The organism is Cupriavidus sp. 05N39, from assembly GCF_056397325.1.
The window spans coordinates 178,843-201,876 of the sequence record NZ_JBFTNE010000004.1 but is presented as its reverse complement, the minus strand read 5'-3'; the positions used below and the strand labels follow the sequence as shown (position 1 = coordinate 201,876).

At 66.3% G+C, this 23,034-nt stretch carries 23 protein-coding genes, 1 other RNA gene and 1 riboswitch; of the genes, 9 read left to right on the top strand and 15 right to left on the bottom strand.

Annotated elements, in window-relative coordinates:
* Window positions 1-7: 7 nt before the first annotated feature.
* Window positions 8-916: a cobalamin-binding protein gene (locus AC1DN0_RS03650; protein WP_477111296.1), complete on the top strand. Its 909-nt coding sequence runs from the start codon at window positions 8-10 to the stop codon at window positions 914-916.
* Window positions 917-1,235: 319 nt separating this feature from the next.
* Window positions 1,236-2,330, top strand: a complete 1,095-nt coding sequence (locus AC1DN0_RS03645; protein WP_477111297.1) for an IS5 family transposase — start codon at window positions 1,236-1,238, stop codon at window positions 2,328-2,330.
* A gap of 322 nt (window positions 2,331-2,652) precedes the next feature.
* Here AC1DN0_RS03645 and cobC read toward each other — a convergent pair whose 3' ends face one another.
* The 7 genes from cobC to AC1DN0_RS03610 all read right to left on the bottom strand — a co-directional run bounded on the left by cobC (window position 2,653) and on the right by AC1DN0_RS03610 (window position 9,334).
* The gene (gene cobC / locus AC1DN0_RS03640) at window positions 2,653-3,228 is read right to left on the bottom strand and encodes an alpha-ribazole phosphatase (RefSeq protein ID WP_477111118.1); all 576 of its coding nucleotides are present in this window, start codon (window positions 3,226-3,228) and stop codon (window positions 2,653-2,655) included.
* Window positions 3,213-3,977: an adenosylcobinamide-GDP ribazoletransferase gene (locus AC1DN0_RS03635; protein WP_441625319.1), complete on the bottom strand. Its 765-nt coding sequence runs from the start codon at window positions 3,975-3,977 to the stop codon at window positions 3,213-3,215. Before AC1DN0_RS03635 ends, cobC begins: the two co-directional genes overlap by 16 nt.
* Window positions 3,978-4,005: 28 nt before the next feature.
* Entirely contained in the window at window positions 4,006-5,046 is a 1,041-nt protein-coding gene (gene cobT / locus AC1DN0_RS03630) for a nicotinate-nucleotide--dimethylbenzimidazole phosphoribosyltransferase (protein WP_441625321.1), read from the bottom strand.
* A gap of 61 nt (window positions 5,047-5,107) precedes the next feature.
* The gene (gene cobO, locus AC1DN0_RS03625; RefSeq protein ID WP_477111117.1) at window positions 5,108-5,749 is read right to left on the bottom strand and encodes a cob(I)yrinic acid a,c-diamide adenosyltransferase; all 642 of its coding nucleotides are present in this window, start codon (window positions 5,747-5,749) and stop codon (window positions 5,108-5,110) included.
* Window positions 5,742-6,353 carry an ATP-binding cassette domain-containing protein gene (locus AC1DN0_RS03620; RefSeq protein ID WP_477145541.1) on the bottom strand — a complete coding sequence of 204 codons (612 nt, stop codon included), beginning with the start codon at window positions 6,351-6,353 and terminating at the stop codon, window positions 5,742-5,744. The genes cobO and AC1DN0_RS03620 overlap by 8 nt, the downstream gene beginning before the upstream one ends.
* Window positions 6,354-6,358: 5 nt before the next feature.
* Window positions 6,359-7,357 (bottom strand): FecCD family ABC transporter permease, encoded by a 999-nt coding sequence (locus AC1DN0_RS03615; protein WP_441625327.1) that lies wholly within the window; start codon window positions 7,355-7,357, stop codon window positions 6,359-6,361.
* 15 nt (window positions 7,358-7,372) lie between these two features.
* Window positions 7,373-9,334, bottom strand: coding sequence for a TonB-dependent receptor plug domain-containing protein (locus tag AC1DN0_RS03610; protein WP_441625329.1), 1,962 nt, complete (start codon window positions 9,332-9,334; stop codon window positions 7,373-7,375).
* A 95-nt stretch (window positions 9,335-9,429) separates the two neighbouring features.
* Window positions 9,430-9,673: riboswitch (cobalamin riboswitch) on the bottom strand.
* Window positions 9,674-9,892: 219 nt separating this feature from the next.
* On the opposite strand from AC1DN0_RS03610, the gene AC1DN0_RS03605 reads away from it, so the two are divergent.
* The 6 genes from AC1DN0_RS03605 to AC1DN0_RS03580 all read left to right on the top strand — a co-directional run bounded on the left by AC1DN0_RS03605 (window position 9,893) and on the right by AC1DN0_RS03580 (window position 13,512).
* Entirely contained in the window at window positions 9,893-10,210 is a 318-nt protein-coding gene (locus tag AC1DN0_RS03605) for a hypothetical protein (protein ID WP_045235926.1), read from the top strand.
* The gene (locus AC1DN0_RS03600) at window positions 10,207-10,548 is read left to right on the top strand and encodes a cell division protein ZapA (RefSeq protein ID WP_441625331.1); all 342 of its coding nucleotides are present in this window, start codon (window positions 10,207-10,209) and stop codon (window positions 10,546-10,548) included. The genes AC1DN0_RS03605 and AC1DN0_RS03600 overlap by 4 nt, the downstream gene beginning before the upstream one ends.
* A gap of 285 nt (window positions 10,549-10,833) precedes the next feature.
* A non-coding RNA gene (gene ssrS / locus AC1DN0_RS03595) (6S RNA) lies at window positions 10,834-11,044 on the top strand.
* A gap of 202 nt (window positions 11,045-11,246) precedes the next feature.
* Window positions 11,247-11,741: an EVE domain-containing protein gene (locus AC1DN0_RS03590; RefSeq protein WP_441625333.1), complete on the top strand. Its 495-nt coding sequence runs from the start codon at window positions 11,247-11,249 to the stop codon at window positions 11,739-11,741.
* 136 nt (window positions 11,742-11,877) lie between these two features.
* Entirely contained in the window at window positions 11,878-12,690 is an 813-nt protein-coding gene (locus AC1DN0_RS03585) for a sulfite exporter TauE/SafE family protein (RefSeq protein WP_441625335.1), read from the top strand.
* A 120-nt stretch (window positions 12,691-12,810) separates the two neighbouring features.
* Window positions 12,811-13,512: an SIMPL domain-containing protein gene (locus tag AC1DN0_RS03580; protein WP_035876034.1), complete on the top strand. Its 702-nt coding sequence runs from the start codon at window positions 12,811-12,813 to the stop codon at window positions 13,510-13,512.
* 78 nt (window positions 13,513-13,590) lie between these two features.
* Here AC1DN0_RS03580 and AC1DN0_RS03575 read toward each other — a convergent pair whose 3' ends face one another.
* From AC1DN0_RS03575 to AC1DN0_RS03540, 8 genes are all read right to left on the bottom strand, one after another.
* The gene (locus AC1DN0_RS03575; RefSeq protein WP_477145540.1) at window positions 13,591-14,241 is read right to left on the bottom strand and encodes a nucleotidyltransferase family protein; all 651 of its coding nucleotides are present in this window, start codon (window positions 14,239-14,241) and stop codon (window positions 13,591-13,593) included.
* Window positions 14,238-15,281, bottom strand: a complete 1,044-nt coding sequence (locus AC1DN0_RS03570) for an XdhC family protein (RefSeq protein WP_477111115.1) — start codon at window positions 15,279-15,281, stop codon at window positions 14,238-14,240. Before AC1DN0_RS03570 ends, AC1DN0_RS03575 begins: the two co-directional genes overlap by 4 nt.
* Window positions 15,282-15,285: 4 nt before the next feature.
* On the bottom strand, window positions 15,286-16,485 hold the full coding sequence (locus tag AC1DN0_RS03565; protein ID WP_477111114.1) for a vWA domain-containing protein: 1,200 nt from the start codon (window positions 16,483-16,485) through the stop codon (window positions 15,286-15,288).
* The gene (locus tag AC1DN0_RS03560; protein ID WP_441625343.1) at window positions 16,479-17,372 is read right to left on the bottom strand and encodes an AAA family ATPase; all 894 of its coding nucleotides are present in this window, start codon (window positions 17,370-17,372) and stop codon (window positions 16,479-16,481) included. The genes AC1DN0_RS03565 and AC1DN0_RS03560 overlap by 7 nt, the downstream gene beginning before the upstream one ends.
* Before the next feature lie 19 nt (window positions 17,373-17,391).
* Window positions 17,392-17,985 carry an SRPBCC family protein gene (locus AC1DN0_RS03555; protein ID WP_441625345.1) on the bottom strand — a complete coding sequence of 198 codons (594 nt, stop codon included), beginning with the start codon at window positions 17,983-17,985 and terminating at the stop codon, window positions 17,392-17,394.
* Between the two features lie 67 nt (window positions 17,986-18,052).
* A complete protein-coding gene (locus AC1DN0_RS03550) occupies window positions 18,053-20,467 on the bottom strand; it encodes an aerobic carbon-monoxide dehydrogenase large subunit (protein ID WP_477145539.1) in 2,415 nt (804 codons plus the stop codon).
* A gap of 36 nt (window positions 20,468-20,503) precedes the next feature.
* Window positions 20,504-21,022, bottom strand: coding sequence for a (2Fe-2S)-binding protein (locus tag AC1DN0_RS03545; protein WP_441625349.1), 519 nt, complete (start codon window positions 21,020-21,022; stop codon window positions 20,504-20,506).
* A gap of 44 nt (window positions 21,023-21,066) precedes the next feature.
* Complete coding sequence (locus AC1DN0_RS03540; RefSeq protein ID WP_477111112.1) at window positions 21,067-21,933, bottom strand: FAD binding domain-containing protein; 867 nt, start codon at window positions 21,931-21,933, stop codon at window positions 21,067-21,069.
* 240 nt (window positions 21,934-22,173) lie between these two features.
* On the opposite strand from AC1DN0_RS03540, the gene AC1DN0_RS03535 reads away from it, so the two are divergent.
* Complete coding sequence (locus tag AC1DN0_RS03535) at window positions 22,174-22,983, top strand: LytR/AlgR family response regulator transcription factor (protein WP_477111111.1); 810 nt, start codon at window positions 22,174-22,176, stop codon at window positions 22,981-22,983.
* The last annotated feature ends 51 nt before the right edge of the window (window positions 22,984-23,034 follow it).

Sequence of the window (23,034 nt, the reverse complement as noted above, 5' to 3'; positions counted from 1 at the left end):
GATCCCGATGACTGCCCGTTCCCTGCTGGTCCTGACAACACTGCTGGGCATCGGCGTTTGCGGCAACGCCGGCGCCGCTGTCTCGGTGGTCGACGATGCCGGGCAAACCGTCACGCTGGAACAACCCGCGCGCCGCGTGATCTCGCTGGCGCCACATGTCACCGAGATGCTGTACGCTGCCGGCGGCGGCGCGCGCATCGTCGGCACCGTGAGCTACAGCGACTACCCGCCGCAGGCACGCGACATCCCGCGCGTAGGCGACAACAAGGCACTGGATCTCGAACGCATCGCCGCGCTCAAGCCGGACCTGATCGTGGTATGGCGCCACGGCAATGCGCAAAAGCAGACGGACCGGCTGCGCGCGCTCGGCCTGCCGCTGTTCTACAGCGAGCCGCGCAAGCTGGAGGGCATTCCCAGCAATATCGAAAGGCTTGGCGTGCTGCTCGGCACCGAATCCACCGCCAACGGCGCCGCCGCCAGCTTCCGCCAGCAGGTCGACAAACTGCGCCAGACCTACGCCGCACGGCCGCCGGTAACGGTCTTCTACCAGGTCTGGCAGCAACCGCTGATGACCCTCAGCGGGCAGCACCTGATCAGCGACGTGCTGGCGCTCTGCGGCGGGCGCAACCTGTTCGCCAACGAATCCCTGCTGGTACCGACGGTATCGGTGGAAGCCGTGGTCGCCGGCAATCCCGAGGTGATGATGACCGCCAGCATGGGCGCGACCCGTTCCGACCGCCCGCTGCCCGACTTCGCCATGTGGGAACGCTGGAAACAGGTGACCGCGGTAGCGCGCGGCAACCTGTACGCCATCGACGGCGACCTGGTCAACCGGGCCGGCCCGCGCATCACCCAGGGTGCGGAAGTCGTATGCAAGGACCTGGACAACGCGCGCCGCAAGCGGCCGGCGCAATAGGTAGGACAGGTCCAGGAACGCCCGCCCCATCCCGCCTGCGCGAGAGGGCTGCCATTTGCAGGAGCGAGCCCGCCAAATCAACGATTGGTAGCCGTGTGGAGCGCCCCCAAGGGCGGCCCACACCCCAGCGCAATGCGGAGCGAGCCGTGTAGGTGTACCTGGCCGTATGGGGCGCCTCGGGATCCGGTGAAAAGAGCGGAAAAGAGGGACCCATGTTTGAGTATCGCCTTAACAGGCTGCTGAAATACCTCCGACGGAAGTCAGCCTGGGATCGGGCATAAGCGTTGAAATGAGAACCTCACACGACCCTGAACATTCGATGCGCGGCGCTGACACTTTCACTGAGAGCTTGTTCACCATGCGGCGGCTGGAAGACTTCGTCCCCCGGTCGCATCCGCTGCGCTCGATTCGCGCCATGGCCAATCAGGCGTTGGCAAAGATGGACCGGCTGTTCGCCGAGATGTACGAGGCAGATATCAAGGGTGGCCGCCCCAGCATCGCGCCAGAGAAGCTGTTGCGGGCCATGCTGCTGCAGGTGTTTTACAGCATCCGTTCTGAACGTCAACTCATGGAACAGACGCAATACAACCTGCTGTTCCGCTGGTTCATCGGTCTGGCCATGGACGACGCGGTCTGGGTGCCCACGGTGTTCACCAAGAATCGAGAACGACTGATCAAGCATGACGCCGTGATCGAGTTCTTCAACGAAGTGCTGGCCATCGCGCAGAAGAAGAGCTGGCTGTCCGGCGAACACTTCAGCGTGGACGGCACATTGATCCAGGCGTGGGCTGGCCACAAGAGCTTTGTGCGCAAAGACGGTGAGGACGACGACAACGGCGGCGACTTCAAAGGCCGTAAGCGGAGCAACGAGACCCACGAGTCCAAGACGGATCCCGATGCTCGGCTGTTCCGCAAAGGCAATACTGCCAGCGCACTGCGCTACATGGGACACACCCTGAGCGATAACCGTCATGGCCTGGTGGCCAGCGCCATGGTGACAGTCGCGGACGGTTGCGCAGAACGTGAGGCCGCCAAAGTCATGATCAACGATGCTCGGCAGGCCGTTGAGGATCCAGGCACGGTGCTCACGCTCGGTGCAGACAAGGGCTATGACGCAGCGGAGTTCGTCGAAGCGTGCCTGAGGATGAGGGTCATGCCGCACGTGGCCCAAAACACGAACGGGCGACGCTCCGCGGTGCCCGATCCGATTGCCGCCAGCGCAGGCTATGCGATCTCTCAGCAAAAGCGAAAGCTGATCGAGCAAGGCTTCGGCTGGGCCAAGACGGTGGGTGGCATGCGTCAGGTGATGGTGCGCGGATTGAGGAGAGTCGACCAGATGTTTGTGTTGACGATGGCCGCTTACAACCTCGTGCGCATGCGATCGCTAGGACAAATCCGCCTGCAGCAGCGATAAAGGGACAAAAGCGGGCGGGAAACAGGCGTCAGGCGGTCAAAAAGCCGACGAAGCTACGCCTACGTTTCAGGATGTGGAAAAAACAGAGTCGTCGCCGCGCGAGCGGGAAAACCCGCCGTTGCGCGGGGCGATGCGAGTTTGGGTCCCGGCCGCTCTTTTCGCCGGATCCCGAGGGGGTGTCGCCCCATCCGGCGCGCCTTCTTTGCCTACTTTCTTGGCAAGACAAGAAAGTAGGTCGCCTCCCCGCAGGGGAGGTGAAACTGCCTTTGACTTTAAGCCTTTGACTCTAAGCCTTTGAAGTCAGCCGGTTCCCCCCACCCCGTCAAACCCGGTTCCACCACCGCAGCCGCGGCACGGCGCCGCCGATCGTGAAACGGCAACTCGCTCCAAAGCCAAGATCCCATCCCAGCGTAGTGGCCAACGGTACGCCAAGCCAGTGCGCCGCCAGCATGCGCATCGGCCCCGCATGGGCCACTACCCACAAACGATCCGGCGCGCCCGCCGGCAAGGCATCAGCCCATGCCGCCACACGCGCCATCGCCTCGGCCACCGTCTCGCCGCCGTGAGGCCTGGCATGCAGCAGATCCGCGGCCCACGCCTCCACCTCCGCGCGCGGCACGGCATCCCACGCACAGCCCTCCCACCTGCCGAAATCCAGCTCACGCAACCGCGCATCGGTCTCGAGCGGCAGCCCGAGGTCCCGCGCCAGCAACGCCGCTGTAGCGCGAGCGCGCGCCATCGTGCTGCTGACGATGCGCTGCGGCACCAGGCCATCGAGCATCGACAACATGCGAGCGGGTTCGGGTTCCACTGGTTGCGCAAGCGGCAAATCGAGCGCCCCGTAGCAAACGCCCTGCGCAACCTCAGGCCGCGCGTGCCGGATCAGGACCAGGTCCATGCCGCTGCTACGAGATAGATCAACAACTCGGCCAGCTGCTGCGCCATGCCGAGACAATCACCGGTGTAGCCGCCGATACGGCGCACGTAATAACGCCCAAGCAGGAAACGCAGCACCACCAACGCCACCATCACCACGGCGGCAAACGGCAGCGACACCAGCAACAGCGGCAAGGCACCGCACAGCAGCGTGAACACCAGGCCGATGCCCGACAGCCGCTGCGCCACCGGCTTCGCCTTACCCTCGGCGCGCACGTAGTCCAGCGTGGCCAGATAGCTCACCGCCATCGCGCGGCTGGCCGCATGCGCGGCCACCAGCACCAGCAGCAGCTCCACCATGCCGCTACGCGCAGCAATCGCCACCAGCAACTGCCACTTGAGCAGCAGCGCCACCACCAGCGCGATAGCGCCGAACGCGCCAATGCGCGAGTCGTGCATGATGCGTAGCACATCCTCGCGCCGGTAGCCGCCGCCGAAGGCATCGATGCAGTCGGCCAGGCCGTCTTCGTGGAAGGCGCCTGTCACCAGCAGCGTCACTGCCATGCCCAGCAGCAGCGCCACGCCGGGCGGCCACCATTGCAGTGCGCCCCAGCTCGCCAGCGCGCCGAGCGCGCCCACCAGCAGCCCCACCAGCGGGAAATAGCGCGCCGCCGCGTTCAGGTAGTGCGGCGCAAAGCCAACCCAGCGCGGCACGGGCACCCGCGTGAAGTAGCCAACGGCGGTCAGGAAATAGCGGATTTCATCGAGCATGGGCCATTGTGGCAGGATTGCCGCCGCGCTAGGCGGAAGCCGTGCTGACGCCGGCGGCGCCGAAGGTCGCCATCTCGCGCAGGAAGGCCGCGGCCGAGGCCACCAGCGGATAGGCCAGCGCGGCGCCGGTGCCCTCGCCCAGGCGCAGGTCCAGGGCCAGCAGCGGTTCCGCGCCGAAATGCTCGAGCAGCCGGCGATGGCCGTGCTCATGCGAGCAATGCGAAAACACGCAGTACTGCAGCACCTCGGGAGCAAGGCGCTGCGCCACCAGCAGCGCGGCCGAAGCAATAAAGCCGTCGACCAGGATCACCATCCGGCTGGCCGCCGCGGCCAGGAAAGCGCCGGTCATCATGGCGATCTCGAAACCGCCGAATGCCGCGAGTACGTCGAGCGGCTCCACGGCATCGGCATGAAGGGCCAGCGCCTGCGACAGCACAGCCCGCTTGCGTGCCAGGCCGGCATCGTCCAGGCCGGTGCCACGGCCAATGCAATCGTCGATCGGCGTGCCGGTCAGCCGGCTCACCAGGCAAGCGGCCGACGAGGTATTGGCAATGCCCATCTCCCCGAAGCCGATCACGTTGCTGCCCTCTTGCGCGTGGCGCAGCACGCGCGCCATGCCGGCGGTGAGCGCCGCCTGCACCTGCTCCGCGGTCATCGCGCGCTCTTGCGCGAAATTGCGCGTGCCCGCCGCGATGCGGCAGTTGACCAGACCAGGCGCGGACGGCAGCGGCGCGCGCACGCCGGCGTCCACCACCTCCAGCGCCAGCCCGTGCAGACGCGAGAACACATTGATGGCCGCGCCGCCGGCCAGGAAATTGAGCACCATCTGCGCCGTCACTTCGGCCGGATAGGCGCTCACGCCGGCGTCGGCCACGCCGTGGTCGCCGGCGAAYACGATCACGGCCGGTCGCTTGAGTTCAGGCGTGCCGCCGCCGGTGATCAGGCCGATCTGCAGGGCCAGGTCTTCGAGCCGGCCGAGCGCGCCGAGCGGCTTGGTCTTGGCATCGATGGCGGCTTGCAGCGCCGGGCGCAGGGAGGCGTCGAGCGGGGCAATGTAGGGTAATTGCATGATGTTCGTCGCAGTGATTGGCTGAATGACAAATGGCACAAATGCACAAATGGCCGGAGCCTTACATCTCTACGCCGCGCTGCGCCTTGATGCCCTGCTGGAAGGCGTGCTTGACCGGCGTCATGTCGGTCACGGTGTCCGCCGCCTCGATCAGCGCAGGCGGCGCGCCGCGGCCGGTGATCACCACATGCTGCATCGGCGGGCGCGCGCGCAGGTCGGCGATCACGGTGTCGACATCGAGATAATGCAGCTTGAGCGCGATATTGAGTTCGTCCAGCAGCACCAGCCCGACCGACGGGTCGCGCAGCAGCCCGCGCGCCACCTCCCACGCCGCCTGGGCCTTGGCCACATCGCGCGCGCGGTCCTGGGTTTCCCAGGTGTAGCCCTCGCCCATCACGTGGAAGGCGCACTGGTCCGGAAAACGCCGCAGGAACAGTTCCTCGCCGCTGGGAATCGCACCCTTGATGAATTGCACCACGCCGGCCTGCATGCCGTGGCCGAGCGCGCGCACCACCATGCCAAAGCCGGAGCTGGACTTGCCCTTGCCGTTGCCGGTGGTGATCACGATGACGCCGCGCTCGTCCTGGGCCGCGGCGATCTTGGCGTCCACGACATCCTTCTTGCGCGCCATGCGCGCCTTGTGGCGTTCGTCGCGGGCGGCGTCTTCGTTCGTGGAGGGGGCGTTGGCCTGGGGTTCAGTCATATTGATTTCCGTCTTGTTCCGGATGAGTGGCGCCGTCGGCAATCAGCGCGGTATGGTGGCCGTCGCTGACACTGACAATCGGCGTGCGCAGCGCGTGCGAGCAATACGCGGGAGTCAGTACTTCCGACGCGGGGCCATGCAGGCAGAGGCCGTCCTCGGCCAGCAGCAAGGCATGGGTCGCGTAGCGCCGCGCCAGGTTGAGGTCGTGCAGGATCACCACGACAGCGTGGCGGCCGGCGCGTGCCAGCCGGCCCGATAGGTGCGGATGGCGGCCCACGGCCACGGCGTCGCGCACCGACATCGAAAAGGTATCGTGCACCGCCTGCGGCAGATAGGCGCGGCGCAACGCCAGCGCGGCCGGCGCGATCTCCAGTGGCGCGCGGCCGTCGAGCAGCACCGCGCCGCCGTCGGGCTTGCGCAGTCCGGCCAGCACCGACATCAGCGTGGACTTGCCGACGCCGTTCGGGCCGACGATGCACCAGAGTTCGCCGGCCTGGATGGTCAGGCTCAGGCCATCGAGCAAGGCGCGTTTGCCAGCGCGCAGCTGCAAGGACTGCAGCACCAGCGGCGGACAAGGCGAGACGGGTTGGTTCCAGCTCGTCATGGGGATCAGCGCGGCCTGCGCAACAGCAAGAAGAGAAAAGTCGGCACGCCCAGCAGCGCCGTGATCACGCCCACCGGCAACTGCGCGGGCGCGATCACCGTGCGCGCCACCAGGTCGGCGGCCATCAGCAGCGCGCCGCCGAGCAAGGCCGAGGCTGGCAACAACAGGCGCTGGTCGTTGCCCCAGGCCAGGCGCACCAGATGCGGCACCACCAGGCCGACAAAGCCGATCGAGCCGGCGGACGTGATGGCCACCGCGATGGCCAGCGAGGCCAGCACGAACACCGACATCCGCACGGCGCCGACGCGCACGCCCAGCGCCTGCGCTACCGTCTCGCCCAGCAGCATGGCATTGAGCGAGCGCGCCAGCGGCATCGCCAGCAGCACGGCCAACGCCAGGGCACCCAGCGCGAGCCCGTAGCTGGCGGTACCGCCAAGATCGCCGGTCAGCCAGAACAACATGCCACGCAGCCGCGCTTCGGGCGCCACGCTCAGGATCAGGGTAATCAGCGCGCCCCAGCCCGCGGCCAGGATCACGCCGGTGAGAAGCAGGCGCGAGCCGGCCTCATGGTGGCCGCCCTGCACCTGCGGGTGCAGCAGGTCGCGCCGGGCCAGCGTGGCCACCAGCAGCATCGAGAACAGCGCGCCGCCCGCTGCACCGGCCTGCACCGTCCACAGCGGCCACATCATCAGCATGGCGGTGAGCGCGCCGGTGGCCGCGCCGCCCGAGACGCCCAGCACATAGGGCTCGGCCAGCGGATTGCGCAGCAGCACCTGCATCAGCGCGCCGGTCAGCGCCAGCAGGCCGCCGCAGGCGAAGGCGGCCGCCGCGCGCGGCAGCCGCAGCTCACGCACGATCGCGCCGGCGGTATCGTCGGTGGCGCCTGACAGCGCCTGCCAGACCTGCGTGCCCGACAGCGGCACGCTGCCCACCGCCAGGGACAGCAGGAACACCGCCACGCCGGCGGCGGCAAGCATCAGCCAGACGGCTAGCGCGCGACGCATCTCAGGCGGCCGCCATCACTGGCGCCAGCCCAGCGTGATAAAGCCGGCGCGTCCCTGCGTGTTGTAGGGATAGGCGAGCTGGTAGTTCTTGTCGAACAGGTTTTCCACGCGGGCGGCAACGAACCATTGCTTGTCGATGTTGTAACGGGCAGTGAGGTTGACGATACCGTATCCGCCCAGGGTACGCGATCCGCTATCGAGGCGGGCCGACGAAACAATCCACTCGCCGCCCAGGCGGAAGGCGCCGAACTGGCGGCCCACGTCGAAGGCGGCATGGCGGCGCGCGCGGCGCAGCAACTGCGTATTGCTCTGCTCGTCCACCGGGTTCTGGAAGGTCACGCTGGCGCCCACATCGGTGCCCATCAGCCTGGCGCGCCACGAGGCTTCGATGCCCTGCACCTTGGCCTTGTTGATATTCTGCGCCAGGAACAAGCCGTTGGGCTGCAACGCGGCGGTGATCAGGTTGTCGTAGCGGGTCTCGAACGCGGTCACGCGCAGCAGGCCGGCGCTGTCCGTGCTGTACTGCGCGCCCAGCTCGACCGACTTGGCGCGCTCGGGCTGGATGCCGGGCTGGCCATAGTTGGGATAGTACAGTTCGTTGAAGGTGGGCGCGCGGAAGGCATTGCTGGCGTTGGCGATCAGCTTGAACGCCTCGGTCACGTTATAGCCGTAGCCGGCGAAATAGCTCGCCTGGCTGCCGAAATCCGAGTAATGGTCGTTGCGCGCATTGAGCTGCAGCTGGTGCTTGCCCAGCCGGCCATCGTAGCCGCCGAACACCGACATGATATTGCGGCCCGGCGCGCCATACGTGTTCGAGCTGAATTCCTGCTGCGCATACTCCGTGCCGAACAGCAGCTTATGGGTGGGCGCCAGCGCATATTCGTTCTGCCACGTGTACTGGCGGTTGCGCGTGTTGAAGTTGCTGTTGAACAGTCCGTTCAGGGTGTTTTCGCTATTGTCCCCGCTCTGCGCGATCTTGAAATGCGTGGTCCAGTCCCGGGTGAACTTGCCGTTGACAAAGGCGGATACGGTGTACAACTCGCTGTTCATCCACCAGACATCGGTCGGTTTGCCTGTCGTGGTGTCGTAGGAGAGCTTGCTCTTCGAGTAGTAGGCGGTGACGCCGGCGTCCCAGTCGCTGGTGAAACGATGCTTCACCTGGCCCGATACGCTCTTGTTGTCATACGGGTTGTCGTTCGGGTTCGGGCCTGTGCCCTTCTTTGCCTTGGCCGGATTGTCACCGTTCCATTGGGCCGCATTGATCGCCGAAAAACCGTCTGTCTTGACGGCCGATCCGGTGATATTGAACGAGGTATCGCCCACCTGGCCGCCGTAGCCCACCGTGCCCTGGCGCGTATTGTTGCTGCCGTATTCGATCTGAGCGTTGGCTGCGGGAGCCTGGCCCGCACCGCTCTTGGTGAAGATCTGCACCACGCCGCCGATCGCATCCGAGCCATAGAGCGCCGAGACATTGCCGCGCACGATCTCGATATGGTCGATCTGGTCGGGCAGGATATTCGAGAGCTGGGCCGTGCCGCTGCTGGCAGCCGAGATCCGCACGCCGTCGATCAGGATCAGCGTCTGGTTGGAGTTGGCCCCGCGCATGAACAGGCTGGTATTGGCACCCAGGCCGCCGTTGGCGGCAAACTCCACGCCGGCCTGCGTGCGCAGCAACGAGCGCAGGTCGATGGCTTGCGAGTTGACGATGTCCTGCTGGGTCACTACGGTGGTATGCGGCAGCGCCTCGGTCAACGGCTGGACAGTGCGGGTGGCAGTGACCACCACCGGGTCTAGTTGCGCATCGGCCGCGGGCTGCGAGGCGGATTGTCCGGCGGACTGGGCCATGGCGATGCCAGGCGCGCTCACGGCAAGCAAGGCGGCAAGCGCTGCGGGCAGTTGCCGGGAGACGAAGACGGGGGCGGTGTGACGGCGCGCCGGCAATGCCGGACGGCTCGACCTGTAGGACGATGAGCGCATGATGCGATTGTGGGAGAGATCTGCCTGGTCCGTTCCCCCGCGGACCGTCTGGCGACGAAGCACGCCGCCGGTTCCCGCAAAAAGACAGCAAAAGGCAGCGCACTCTCATCCAGGCCGGTATCCGGGCTGGCGACACCAGTCCGACCGCCTTCCCGAACCTTGCGGTTCAGTGGCTTGTGGGTCGGCCTTGCGATCTTGCGATCGCGGTCGCTTACCGTTGCGGGGGCAGCACAGGTTGGCACGGCCCCGCCCTGGCGGCGGCGGCTGGCTCCCTGTTTCCCGTTGAACTGCAACCCTGTAGTGAATAGGATTACGAGCACCTGGAACGTGCGCGAGTGTAGGCAGTTTCAGGGCAAGCGTCAATGCCGCGTGATTCCGGCGGAAAACCAGTGGCGGGCGCCTGAAAACAGGCATAAAGCCGTCGCCCGGAATGCCGTTAAGCGACGATGCATGCAACTTCGGCGCGCAGGCCCGGTCACACACACCTGCGTTCGCCGTCCTCACGATAGCGCTTGGGCTAAAATCCCAAAACCCGAGACCCTAGATATGACAGGCTCTATGCTCACCGAACTCGAACAACTCGCCGCCAAGATCGGGCGTGTGCTGCACCATGCCGATACCCTTGCGGCGGAGAACCAGCGGCTGCGCGAGGAGATCGAACGCCTGCAGGCCGAGGCCAGCCAGCTGCGCGGCGACCGCGAAGCCATGGCGGCAGACCGCGAGCTGCTCAATATCAAGATCGAGGAAGCGCAGTTGCGCATCCAGTCGATCCTCGACAAGCTGCCCACCGCCAGCGACGCCCGCCAGCTCGACCTGCTGGGCGAAGGCGAGGCGGCCAGCCGCGCCGATCACAAGGCTCCCGGAGAAAACGCATGAGCAACAAGCAAGTCGAAGTGAACATTGCCGGCCAGTCCTACCGTTTCGCCATTTCGCCCGACAATGAAGCCGCGCTGCTGGAAGCCGTGGCACTGGTAGACGACCAGATGACCCGCCTCAAGGGCGGCGTGTCCGCCAAAGGCGTGGAACGCGTTGCCGTGATGGCCGCCATCAGCATCGCCTCCGACCTGCTCTCGCTCAAGCGCAAGCAGCAGGAGGACGGCGCGATTCCCGTCGATGCCGTGCGCGCGCGCATTCGCGAACTCAACGAACGCGCGGACGAAGCCCTGCGGCAGTACGCGCACGTGGGTACCAATGCGCCCGCGCCGCGCAACTGAACGCACCGCAGGCGGTGTACCGCACGGCACAGGGGAGCCGCGATGTGCCCGACATGCCGCGCGCGTCAGCAAAATGTAACGACACGCAACGACGGGCTTGGTATGGAAAGCGGTGCGGTGTATAGTGGAGCCAAGCCGCACCAAGCCACATAGTTGCGGCACCTTAGGTCGGGTTATCGCGCCTGACCGCCGTTTTCATCCCATCCAAGTTCGAAACGGCAAACGTCTGACAGCCCTCCCGGAGCCGTTGTGTTCGGTAGTGCAATAAAGGTCAGACGTTTGACAGTTTCCCTGCCTGGTTCGTCAGGATCATATTCCTTGAACCGATAAGCATTTGTTGGTGCGGGATTATGCCGTGTGGGCGAGCGCGTCGCTTGGTTCATAGTCGCAGTCTGGACTCCCTGAAACAGTGATGTACCCGAAATGCGGCTTCCGCAGCCACTCTGAACCTCACTTGGGTTCAGGATGCCGATCCAGCGGCCGAGGCGGGGACCCCTCTAAAGGCGGTGGTTTTTTAACCACCGCCTTTTCCTTTTGTGCCGCGCTTTCTTGCGCCGCCATGTTTCCCTCCTGCGCCCTGCCCCCGCTTCCTTGCTGATGCGCGCCCACGCCGGCCCGCGTCGGGCAAACGGTTTTCTTTTGGCCGGGCTTGCTGCACCATAGCGCTGTCGCCAACGTCACGCCTGCCCTGCCTGCCCATGAGCCGATCCACGCAAGCCAATGCCACCACGCGCGCCCGCCAGTACTGGCTGATGAAATCGGAACCCGACGAGGCCAGCATCGATACCCTGGCCGAGCGTGGCACCTTGCCATGGACCGGCGTGCGCAATTATCAGGCACGCAACTTCATGCGCGACGCCATGCGCATCGGCGACGGCGTGCTGTTCTATCACTCCTCCTGCCCGCAGCCCGGCATTGCCGGCCTGGCCGAAGTCAGCTCGCAGCCCTATCCCGATCCCACCCAGTTCGACCCGAAGAGCGACTACTACGATGCCGCCGCCAAGCCCGATGCACCGCGCTGGATGCTGGTCGACGTGCGCTTTGTCGGCAAGGGCCCGCTGATCTCGCTCGCCGACCTGCGCGCGCACGAGGAACTGGCGGACATGGCCGTGCTACGCCGCGGCAACCGCTTGTCGATCACGCCGGTGACGCCGGCCGAATGGCGTTTCATTACCACGAATCTGATGCGCTGATGCGCTGAAACGCTTCAAAGATGCGGCGCGGCTGCGGCCGCCCACCATGGCGGGCAGCACTGACGGTCACACAGGCGGCATGACACAATGGCTGCCGACTACATAACTACAACACCAATAAGGCCGATTCCGCATCATGAGTTTTTCCCTGATTCCCGGGCTATTGCTGCTCGGCGCCTTCACCGGTTTTTGCGCCGGCTTGCTCGGCGTCGGCGGCGGCATGCTGATGGTGCCCTTCCTCACGCTGCTGTTCACCGCCATGGCCTTCCCGCATGAGGCCATCGTCCATATGGCGATCGCCACTTCCATGGCGACCATCCTGTTCACTTCGCTGTCCTCGGTACGTGCCCATCACAAGCGCGGCATGGTGCGATGGAAACTGGTGCTCGCGCTGGCCCCGGGCATCCTGATCGGCGGCATGATCGGGGGCGGCAAGGTCTTCGCGGCGCTCAAGACGAGCTGGCTGTCGCTGCTGTTCGCGGTGTTTGTCGGTTTCTCCGCGTGGCAAATGCTGCGCAACCGCAAGCCCGCCCCGCACCGGCAGCTCCCCGGCACGCCGGGCATGCTGGGCGCCGGCGGGGTGATCGGCTTCCTGTCCAGCCTGGTCGGCGCGGGGGGCGGTTTTGTCTCGGTGCCGTTCATGACCTGGTGCAACGTGCCCATCCACAACGCCGTGGCCACCTCGGCCGCGCTCGGCTTTCCCATCGCCGTGGCGAGCGTGATCGGCTATGTATGGAGCGGGCTGGGCCAGGGCGGGCTCCCGGCGGGTTCGCTCGGCTACATCTATCTGCCAGCGCTGGCGGTGATCGCCGTGGCCAGCGTGCTGACCGCGCCGCTGGGGGCGCGCACCGCGCACCGCATGGATGTCGGGCAACTCAAGAAGGTCTTCGCCTGCCTGCTGTTCAGTCTTGCGGCCTATATGCTGTGGAAGGCCTGGCACGCGTTCTGAGCGGCGGCTTGGGCGGTGCAGCGCAGCGGATACATGTAGATACAACGTCGATCGCAAGGTAACGGAACGATCACCTCGGCCGCGCGTCTGATTTGCATCGCCAAGAAAGGGAGAATCCTGATGAAACAACTGCTTGCCGCCACGCTGCTCGGTACCACCGCCATGGTTGCCTCCGCCCAGGGTGGTGGCCCGACCCACGACCCGGCGCCCGCCGGCGTGCTGTCGCTGTCCGCCCAGGCCGCCACCGAGGTACCCACCGACGTGGTGCACATGACACTGGCAGCCGAACAGGAAGGCGCGGAGCCCGGCGCGATTTCCTCGTCGCTGTCGGCGAAGACGCAGGAAGTGATTGCCCAGGCAAAGCGGACCAGCGGCGTGCAGGCGCAATCAGGCGGCTTCACCATTTATCCGTCCAACGACAAGAACGGGCGCATCAGCACCTGGCGCGGCCGCGCCGAGGTGATTCTGGAGTCGCGTGATTTCTCCGCGGTGTCCAAGCTCGCGGGTCAGCTCGCCGGCCAGATGCAGGTGCAGAACATCAGCTTCTCGCTGTCGCGCGAAGCCCGCCACGCCGCCGAGGCCAAGCTGACCGAGCAGGCCGTGGCCTCCTTCCGCGAAAAAGCGCAGGCCACCACCAAACTGTTCGGCTACGGCAGCTACACCATCCGTGAAGTCCAGGTGAGCGAAGCCGGCGCCGTGCAGCCGATGCCGCGCATGTACGCGGCCAAGGCCATGATGGCCGATTCCGCGCCGGTGCCGGTAGAGGGCGGCAAGGCCCAGGTCACGGTGACGGTAAACGGTTCGGTGCAGATGCTGAAGTAAATCCCGCGCGTCCGGACCAGGACGAACCACACACGGGTCAAACGGGCCTCTTCCGCGCAGCGGGAGAGGCCCGTTTTCCTATGCGCGAGCCGTGCTGCCAACGCGCAGCCGCTCCACGATGCGGGCGTAGTCCTCCGGTGTATCCATGTCGGTGGTGAAGCGGTCGTGGCTGGCTTCATGGACGAAGACTTCGTCCGGATGGTCGGCGATCAGTTTGCGGCAGCCGGGATTGACGTGCCCCGCCACCACCTCGGCGGCATAGCTGGCGGAAAAGGCGACCGGGTTGCCCCGCTGCCCCGCGAATACCGGGACCAGGATCGAGCCGCGCGGCATGGCGCCGAAGGCGTCCACCAGCTCCCGGTAATCGCCGGCCTCCAGCAAGACCTGGTCGGCCAGGCAGACCAGCACCACGCTGCACGGCAGCCGCAGCGCGGCGACGCCGGCGGCCACCGAGGTCATCTGGCCCTCCTCGTAGCGCGGATTGGRCTGGAAGCCGACTGGCAGGTCCTCAAGCGATTCGATCACCGCGCGGCCCTGGAAGCCGGTCACCACGACAAGCTGTTGCGGTCCCGCCGCAAGCACGGCGCGTACGGTACGCCTGACCGCGGGTTGCCCTGCCACCGGCAGCAGCAGCTTGTGCCTGTCCCCCATCCTCGATGACATGCCGGCGGCCAGCACGACCGCCGAGAAGGCAGGCAGCGCGGTCGCAGTCTCGCTCATGTCGTTCATGTCGTTTCCCGCTGCCGCGCGATCGCCAGGTACTTGCCCGGCTCGCGCTCGAATTCCACCTTGCAGCCGTCGCAGCAGAAATACAGGCGCTGCCCGCCGTAGTCGACAACATACTTCGCAGAAGCGATATCGATCTCCATCCCGCAGACCGGGTTCACGTAGCGCACCGGCATCGGCTCGACCGATGCCATCGACTCGCACGGACGCACCACGGGCAGCTTGTCGGCCGGCCCCGCGCCCGACACCTCGGCCGCCCGCTCCTGCTCCAGCAGGCGGCGCAGCATCACCAGTCCCGCGACCGCGCCCAGCGCGATCTCCTGCGGGGTCCGCGCATGGATACAGGGTCCGGCCGGCGCATGCAGCGCGGCCAGCCGTTCCGGGGCGATGCCGCGCGCGCGCATGGCCTCGCGCAGCTTGTCCGCCTTGCGCTGGCTGGCTACCAGCAGGACCGCCGCTGCAGGGCTGCGCATGGCGGCTTCCAGGGCATCCTCGTCCCCGTCGCCCTGAGTGGCCACCAGGACTAGTTGCGGATCCAGCAATGCAAAGGCCGCATCGTCGAAGCCTTCGATGACACGCGGCAAGCCAAGCGCGGCGAGCGGCACGGTTACCTTCGCCGCGGCGGCAACGCTCAGCCCCATGCGCTGCGCGAGCACGCAGGCCTCCAGCGCGGTGGGCGTCGCGCCAAGCACCAGCACCACGGGCGGCGGCAGCGTCGGCTGGATGAACAGTTCGATGGTGCCGTTGCTCGCGCACGGCATGGCGTGGTTTTCCACATCCGCCTCCGGCGCCGCGGGCGCGTTGCTGATGCGAAGCAGCTTGGGCTGCCCCGAACGGATTGCCTCCAGCGCGGCCTGGATCACGATGGCGCGGGAACAGCCGCCGCCAATCCAGCCGTGCAACGCGCCATCGGCTTCCACCAGCGCCTGCGCGCCTACCCAGGCCGAGGTAGGCGGCTGCGCCCGTATCACGGTGGTGACGGCGAACGGCAGCGAGGCTTCGATCAGCCGTTGCTCTAGTTGCAGGAGAGTATCGTCGTTCATTGCTTCATTGCAGAATGGACAGCACTTGTGGCAGCACTTGCTGAAGACTTGCGAGATCGCGCGCGCCGGCCAGCAGGTCGATATACGGCAGCGCTGCCAACATGCCGGCGCTGGTCAGCGTAAAGCCGGGCTGGCCCGCGAGCGGATTGAGCCAGACCAGGGTGCGGCAACGCCGCCGGATCCTGTGCAGCGACTGCCGCAGCAACGCCGGCGCGCCGGCATCGTAGCCGTCGCTGACGATGACGACGGCGGTGCGCGAGTGCAGCAGCGCCGCGGCATGCTGCCGGTTGAATTCATCCAGGCTTTCGCCGATGCGCGTGCCGCCCGCCCACCCCGCCGACAGAAGCGCCAGCCGCTCCTGCGAGCGCCAGGGATCCGGATCGCGCAGCGCCTGCGCGATACCCACCAGCCGCGTATGGAAGATGAAGCAATGCACGTCGGAAACGCGCGCGCTCAACACCCGTGCAAGCCGGAGAAAGAAGAAGCTGTACAGGCTCATCGAGCGGCTCACATCCAGCAGCAGCATGATGCGGGGACGCCGCCGCTGCGGGCGCCGCCAGGCCAGGTCCAGCGGCAGGCCGCCGCGCGACACGCTGCGTCGGATCGTCGACGGCATGTCGATCACGCGGCCGGACACGGCGCGGCGTTCGCGGCGTGTCTGTATGCCGCGCAGCCGCTGCGCGAAGCGCCGCATCGCCTCGTCGATGGCGAACAGTGCATCGGGCTGGTTGAGATGGCGAAAATCCGCGTGGGCGAGCGAGGCCTCGTCCGAGACGCCGCGCGCGGCCGCGCTGCCCATACCGGTCGTGTCGTCGCCATATCCACCGGGTGCCAGCGGCGTGCCTTCGCTGTCGTCGGGCCGGCCGCCGTCGCGCTGCCGCGCCATGCGGCCAGCGCCGCCCGCATGGGCCCGCACCAGCGCGCGGCGGTTCGGCCTGAGGAAGTAGGCGTCGAACAGCGCATCGAAGCGGCGCCATTCCTCGGCGCGCGAGCACAACAGCGCGCGCAGGCTCCAGCGCAGCAGCTGGCTATCCATCTGCCCCATGCGCTGCGCCACCTCCATCGCGGCGGCCATCTCGCTGCTGGTGATGCCAAAGCCGTTGGCGCGCAGCCATCCCGCGAACCCGGCATAGCGGGATTCGAGCATGGCACCGAGACTTTGCGCAGGCGCCCGTTCGTCGGCGCAAGGGATGGCGGTCAGCATGCTGCGGCCAGCTTTTCCACGACCGGACGGGTCAGCCCGGCCTGGTCCGCGCGCGTCTTGACGAGGGCGGAGAGGGAATCCATGATCCGCTCGACGCCGCCGGCGTCGAGCGCGCTGATGCCCAGCCGAAGCAGGGCCGACACCCAGTCGAGCGTCTCGGCAAGGCCGGGCCGCTTCTGCATATCCATCTGCCGCAAGGCCTGCACGAACTCGACGACCTGGCGCGCGAGCTTCTCCGGCACCTCCGGCACCTGCATGCGCACGATCAGCAGTTCCTTGTCGAAGCTCGGATAGTCCACATACTGGTACAGGCAGCGGCGGCGCAGCGCATCGGAGATCTCGCGCGTGCCGTTCGAGGTCAGGATCACGAAGGGACGCTCCGCCGCGCGGATCACGCCGAGCTCCGGAATCGACATCTGGAAGTCCGACAGCAACTCCAGCAAGTACGCTTCAAACGCTTCGTCCGTACGGTCTATCTCGTCGATCAGCAGCACCGGCGCCGGCGTCGTGGTGATCGCCTCCAGCAATGGCCGCTTCAACAAGTAGCGCTCGGAGAAAATGTCCTGCTCCTTGTCCGGGACCGGGCGTTCGTCCTGCTCCAGCAGCTTGATCGCCAGCAACTGGTGCTGGTAGTTCCACTCGTAGAGCGCCGAATGCGCGTCCAGCCCTTCATAGCACTGCAGGCGGATCAGGCGCGTGTCCAGCAAGCGCGCTAGCGCTTTCGCGACCTCGGTCTTGCCGACGCCCGCCTCGCCCTCCAGCAACAGGGGACGGCGCATCTCCATGGTCAGCAGCAGGGTCGCCGCGAAGCTGCGCTCGGCAATATAGCCATGCCGCTCCAGGCGCTGCTGCAGCGATATCACGTCGTTCATGCGGCCGGTGGTCATGGCGGGCTCGGGCATCCGGTCAGGTGGCCTTGCGGGAAAAGATCCCGCGCACCCAGTCGCGCAGCATGGCCCAGGCAAGCGCCAGGCCGTTCAACCCGGCTTGCGGCGCGGCCGCCTCCGGCACGGGGGTATCGGCGGCATCCGCAGCGGGCCGTGCCCGCGGCGCCTGCACAAGCGCCGCGAAATTGGCAGCGAATTGCTTGAGGATCTGGTCCCCCACCGCGTTCATCATCCGTCCGCCAAACGCGGCCGCCTTCCCGCTCATTGTCACCTCACTCCTGCCGGCCAGCTCGCAAGCCGCGCCTGCCGCCCGCACGGTCGCGAGCAGGTCCATCGACGCGGCGGAAGAGCCCGTCGAATCCGCGCCCTTGCCGGCCAGATGCAGGCTTCGCGCGGCCGGATCGAGGCCAAGCACTTCGATATCGCCCTTGAACGACATCGTGGCGGGGCCGAGTCGAACGACAATCGTCCCCTTGTAGTGCGTGGCATCCACGCGCTCGGTGATCGTCGCGCCCGGCATGCACGCGGCCACGGCCTCGACGTCCCGCAGGGAATGCCACGCGGCATCGACCGTGGATGCCAGCGGAAATACCTTTTCGAGTACGACTTTCATCGGGCTGTCCTCGAGTTCGTGAGCCGCCGCCGGCCACCGCACGCGGCGCGATGGCGGGCTCCTGGCGTCAGCGCTCCGCCAGCCCGAGCGCGCGGCTTTGCTGCCAGACGCGATAGGCGCTGTGGGGCATGTTCATATGCGTGACACCCAGGTGCGCGAAGGCATCGACCACCGCCGAGGTGAAGCACGGGATCGAGCCGACGTGCGGCGATTCGGCCACGCCTTTCGCGCCAATAGGGTGATGCGGCGACGGCGTGACARTGAAATCGGTATCCCAGTGCGGCGTTTCGATCGCGGTCGGGATGAAGTAGTCCATCAGCGTGGCGCCCAGCAGGTTGCCGGCTTCGTCGTAGGGCATCTCCTGCCCCATCGCCACGGCGAAGCCCTCCGTCAGCCCGCCGTGGATCTGCCCTTCGATGATCATCGGGTTGATGCGCGTGCCGCAGTCATCCAGCGCGTAGAAGCGGCGCACCCGCGTCTCGCCCGAGTAGCGGTTGATATCGAGCACGCAAACGTAGGCGCCGAACGGGAAGGTGAAGTTGGGCGGATCGTAGTAGTCCACCGCTTCCAGCCCCATTTCCATGCCTTCCGGCACGTTGTTGTAGGCGGCCCATGCGACCTCCTTCAAGGTCTTGAACTGTCCGGGCGAACCCTTCAGGGCAAAGCGGTCCAGGTCGAACTCGACATCGTCCGGGCCGACCTCGAACAGGTGCGCGGCGATCAGCCGGGCCTTCTCGCGGATCTTGCGCGCCGCCCGCGCCACCGCCGCGCCGGCAACCGGCGTGGAGCGCGAGCCGTAGGTGCCAAGGCCGTACGGCGCGGTGGACGTATCGCCCTCCTCCACCTGGATCACCGATGCCGGAATGCCGGCCTCCGAAGCAATGATCTGCGCGTAAGTCGTCTGGTGGCCCTGCCCCTGCGTGATCGTGCCCATCCGGGCGATGGCCGAGCCGTCCGGATGCACGCGGATCTCGCACGAATCGAACATGCCGATGCCGAGGATGTCGCACGACTTCGACGGCCCCGCGCCGACAATCTCGGTAAAGGTGCTGACACCGATGCCCATCAGCCACTCGGCATGCTTGTCAGCCCGCCGCGCCGCCTGCTCGGCGCGCAGCGCGGGATAGTCAACGGCGTCCAGTACCTTGCGCAGCGCGGTTTCGTAATCGCCGGAATCGTACTCGAGCCCCAGCGGCGTGAGATACGGGAACTGGTCCTTGCGTATGAAGTTGCGCAGCCGCAGTTCGGTCTTGTCGATGCCAAGCTTCAGGGCCAGCACGTCGAGCATGCGCTCGATCAGGTAGACCGCCTCGGTGACGCGGAACGAGCAGCGGTAGGCCACGCCGCCAGGAAACTTGTTGGTGTAGACGCCATCGACCGAGACGAAGGCGTTGGGGATCGCGTAGGAACCGGTGCACACATGGAACATGCCCGCCGGCCACTTGGTGGGGTCGGCGCACGCGTCGAAGGCGCCATGATCCGCGACGACATGCACGCGCAGTGCCTTGATGCGCCCGTCGCTGTCCGCGGCGAGTTCGCCCTGCATGTGATAGTCGCGGGCAAACGCGGTGGTGCTGAGATTCTCCGCGCGCGATTCGATCCACTTGACCGGCCGCCCGAGCACGATCGATGCCACGATGGAAACGACATAGCCGGGATACACGCCAACCTTGTTGCCGAAGCCACCGCCGATATCCGGCGAGATGATGCGGATCTTCGACTCCGGGATGGCGGACAGCAGGCCAACCACCGTACGCACCACATGCGGCGCCTGCGAGGTGATGTAGACCGTGAGGTCCCCGCGCGCCTTGTCGTAGGACGCCACGCAGCCGCACGTCTCCAGCGGGCACGGATGCACGCGGGGATACAGCATGTCCTGCGTCACGGTGACTTCAGCGTTGTCGAACACGCGGTCGGTCTTGTCCTTGTCGCCGATATTCCACGTAAAGATGTGATTGGGATGCCTGCGCGCGCCATGCGCGCCCGCCTGCTTGTCGCGGATGTCCTCGCGGATCACCGGCGCGTCCGGCGCCAGGGCTTGCAGCGGATCGACCAGCGCGGGCAGTTCCTCGTATTCCACTTCCACCAGTTCCGCGGCATCGGCCGCGACATAGCGGTCGTCGGCCACGACGAACGCCACCTCCTGGTTCTGGAAGCAGACCTTCTCGTCGGCCAGCACCGCCTGCACGTCGCCGGCCAGCGTCGGCATCCAGTGCAGCTTGAGCGGCTTCAGGTCATCGGCGGTCAGCACCGCGTGCACGCCGGGATGCGCGAGCGCGCGCGACTTGTCGATCTTCTTCACGCGCGCATGCGCGTACGGGCTGCGCACCATCACGCCGAACAGCATGCCCGGCATCTTGATGTCATCGACATAGGTGCCCTTGCCCTGCAGGAAGCGCGGATCCTCGCGGCGCTTGCGCGAACAGCCCATGCCTTCCAGCGCGGCCACGCGCTCGGATTCGGCATTCATATTTCCCATCATGCTTCTCCGTTGCGTCGATGTTGGATGACGGCGGGATCACTGCGTCTCGCCCATCAGCGGATGCGAGGTCTGGACCGCCTCGCCGCGCAGCTTGCGCGCGGCGTACTGCACGGCTTTCACGATGTTCTGGTAGCCCGTGCAGCGGCAGAGGTTGCCGGCCATCCAGTAGCGGATCTCCTCCTCGCTCGGGTCGGGGATCTCCTGCAGCAGCCGGTGCGCGCGGATCAGCATGCCGGGCGTGCAGAAGCCGCATTGCAGCGCGTGCTCCTGCATGAAGGCTTCCTGCAGCGCGTGCAGCTCGCCGCCTTGCGCCATGCCTTCCACGGTCAGCAGGTCCGCGCCCTCCGCCTGCACCGTCAGCACCGTGCAGGCCTTGACCGACATGCCGTTCATGTCGACCGTGCAGGCGCCGCAATGCGAAGTCTCGCAGCCGATGTGCGGGCCGGTGTGCAGGCACCGCTCCCGCAATGTGTGGATCAGCAGTTCGCGCGGCTCGACCACCACGTCCGTGTCCTTGCCGTTCAGCCTGAACGACACCATCGTCTTTTTGCTCATGTCGTGCCTCCGGAACCTGCTTATCGGCTTACCGTATCGCCAGTTCAGTGCGCGGCGCGCGAATAAGCAACGCGCAGCGCGCGCTGCGTCATCTCACCCGCCATCGCCGTCTTGTATTCGACGTCGCCGCGCAGGTCCTCGGCCGGGTCGCAGATGGCCATCGCCAGCCGCGCGGCCTCGGCAATGGCGGCATCGTCGAGCGGTTTGCCGCGCAGGTATTGCTCTGCGTCGCTGGCCCTGAGGGCGGTCGGCGCGGCATTGGTCAGCGCGATGCGCACATCCTCCACGGTCTCGCCGCGCATACGCAGCATCACCGCCGTGGCGGCGGTGGCGAAGTCGCCGGATTTGCGCTTGAGCTTGGCGTAGCAATGGCCGCTGCCCGTGGCCCGCACCGGAATGCGGATTTCGGTCAGGATCTCGTCCGCTTCGAGCAGCGTCATGTAGGTGCCGAGAAAGAAGCCGTCGGCCGGCACCACGCGCTCGGCAAGCTTGCCCGCGAGCACGAACGAGGCGTCCAGCGCGATCATCAGCGCCGGATGATCGTTGCCCGGATCGCCGTGCGAGATGTCGCCGCCGAGCGTGCCCCGGTAGCGCACCTGCGGGTCCGAGATCTGGCGCGCGCCTTCGACCAGCAGAGGGCATTTCTCCTGCAACAAGGCCGACCAGATCAGCTCGTTCTCGGTCGTCATGGCACCGATGCGGATCTCGCCACCGTCCTCGCGAATGCCCTTGAGTTCCGCCAGCTTGCCCAGGTCGATCAGGTGGCCGGGCTCGGCGAAGCGCAGCTTCATCATGGGCAGCAGGCTGTGGCCGCCGGCAAGAAGCTTGGCGTCGTCGCCGTACTCTCCGAGCAAGGCGAACGCCTCCGGCAACGTCTTCGGCAAGTGATATTCGAACGGACGAGGTATCACATCGGTCTCCTTGTCATGCGCCAGTTCCCGTCCAGGCCAGCGATGCCCCGGGCGCGCAGTGTTTCTTGCAGCATTTCAGAATGCACCGCAGCAAAGCAATTTGAATTCCCGAACGGCCGTTTTGCCTGCGCCAGGCGTCGGAAACTTGCACGAAATGCAGGTTGCACATACAACAGAAATGCACAAGGGAAATGCCGGGCCAGGCGCACGAGGGGCCCCATGAATGACCAGGAGATGTGAATGGACCGCCATGCGCCCTTCACCGTGACGACGCCCGATGCGCGTCGCCAGGAGACGTTCCAGCACAAACTGGAGCAGTTCAATCCGGGCATCGTCTGGCTCGATGCGCAGGGGCATGTCACCGCGTTCAACGATGTGGCGATGCAAATCCTGGGCCCCGCCAGCGAGCAGTCGCTGGGCGTCAGCCAGGACAAGCTGATCGGGATCGATGTGTTGCAGTTGCACCCGGAGAAGAGCCGGGAGAAGCTGCGCTTCCTGCTTCAGGCGGAGGACGCCAGCGGATGCCCGGTGAAGTCGCCTCCGCCGCTCGCCATGATGATCAACATCCCCGACCGGATCCTGCTGATCAAGGTGTCCAAGATGACGGCCTCGGGCGGTATCTGCGGCACCTGCATGATTTTCTACGACGTGACGGATCTCACGACGGAACCGGATGAACAGCGCGCGGGCGGCAACGTGCCGTCGCCGCGGCGGCTATTCAAGATTCCCGTGTACCGCAAGAACCGCGTGATCCTGGTGGACCTGAAGGACATCGTGCGGTTCCAGGGCGATGGCCACTACACGACGATCGTGACCAGGGACGAGCGCTACCTGTCCAATCTCTCGCTGACGGATCTTGAGCATCGCCTGGATGACAGCGTCTACCTGCGCGTCCACCGCAGCCATATCGTCAGCCTTCCGCACGCGATCGAAGTGATCCGGTCGGAAGAGCATATCCAGCTGGTGATGGACGATGCGGAACACACGCTGGTGCCGGTGAGCCGGTCGAAGGCCACGCAACTGAAGGAGTGGCTCGGCGTGACCTGGTGAGCCAGGCCGGCATGACAGCGAGGCGGCGGCCCTGACCGCCGCCTCGCAGGC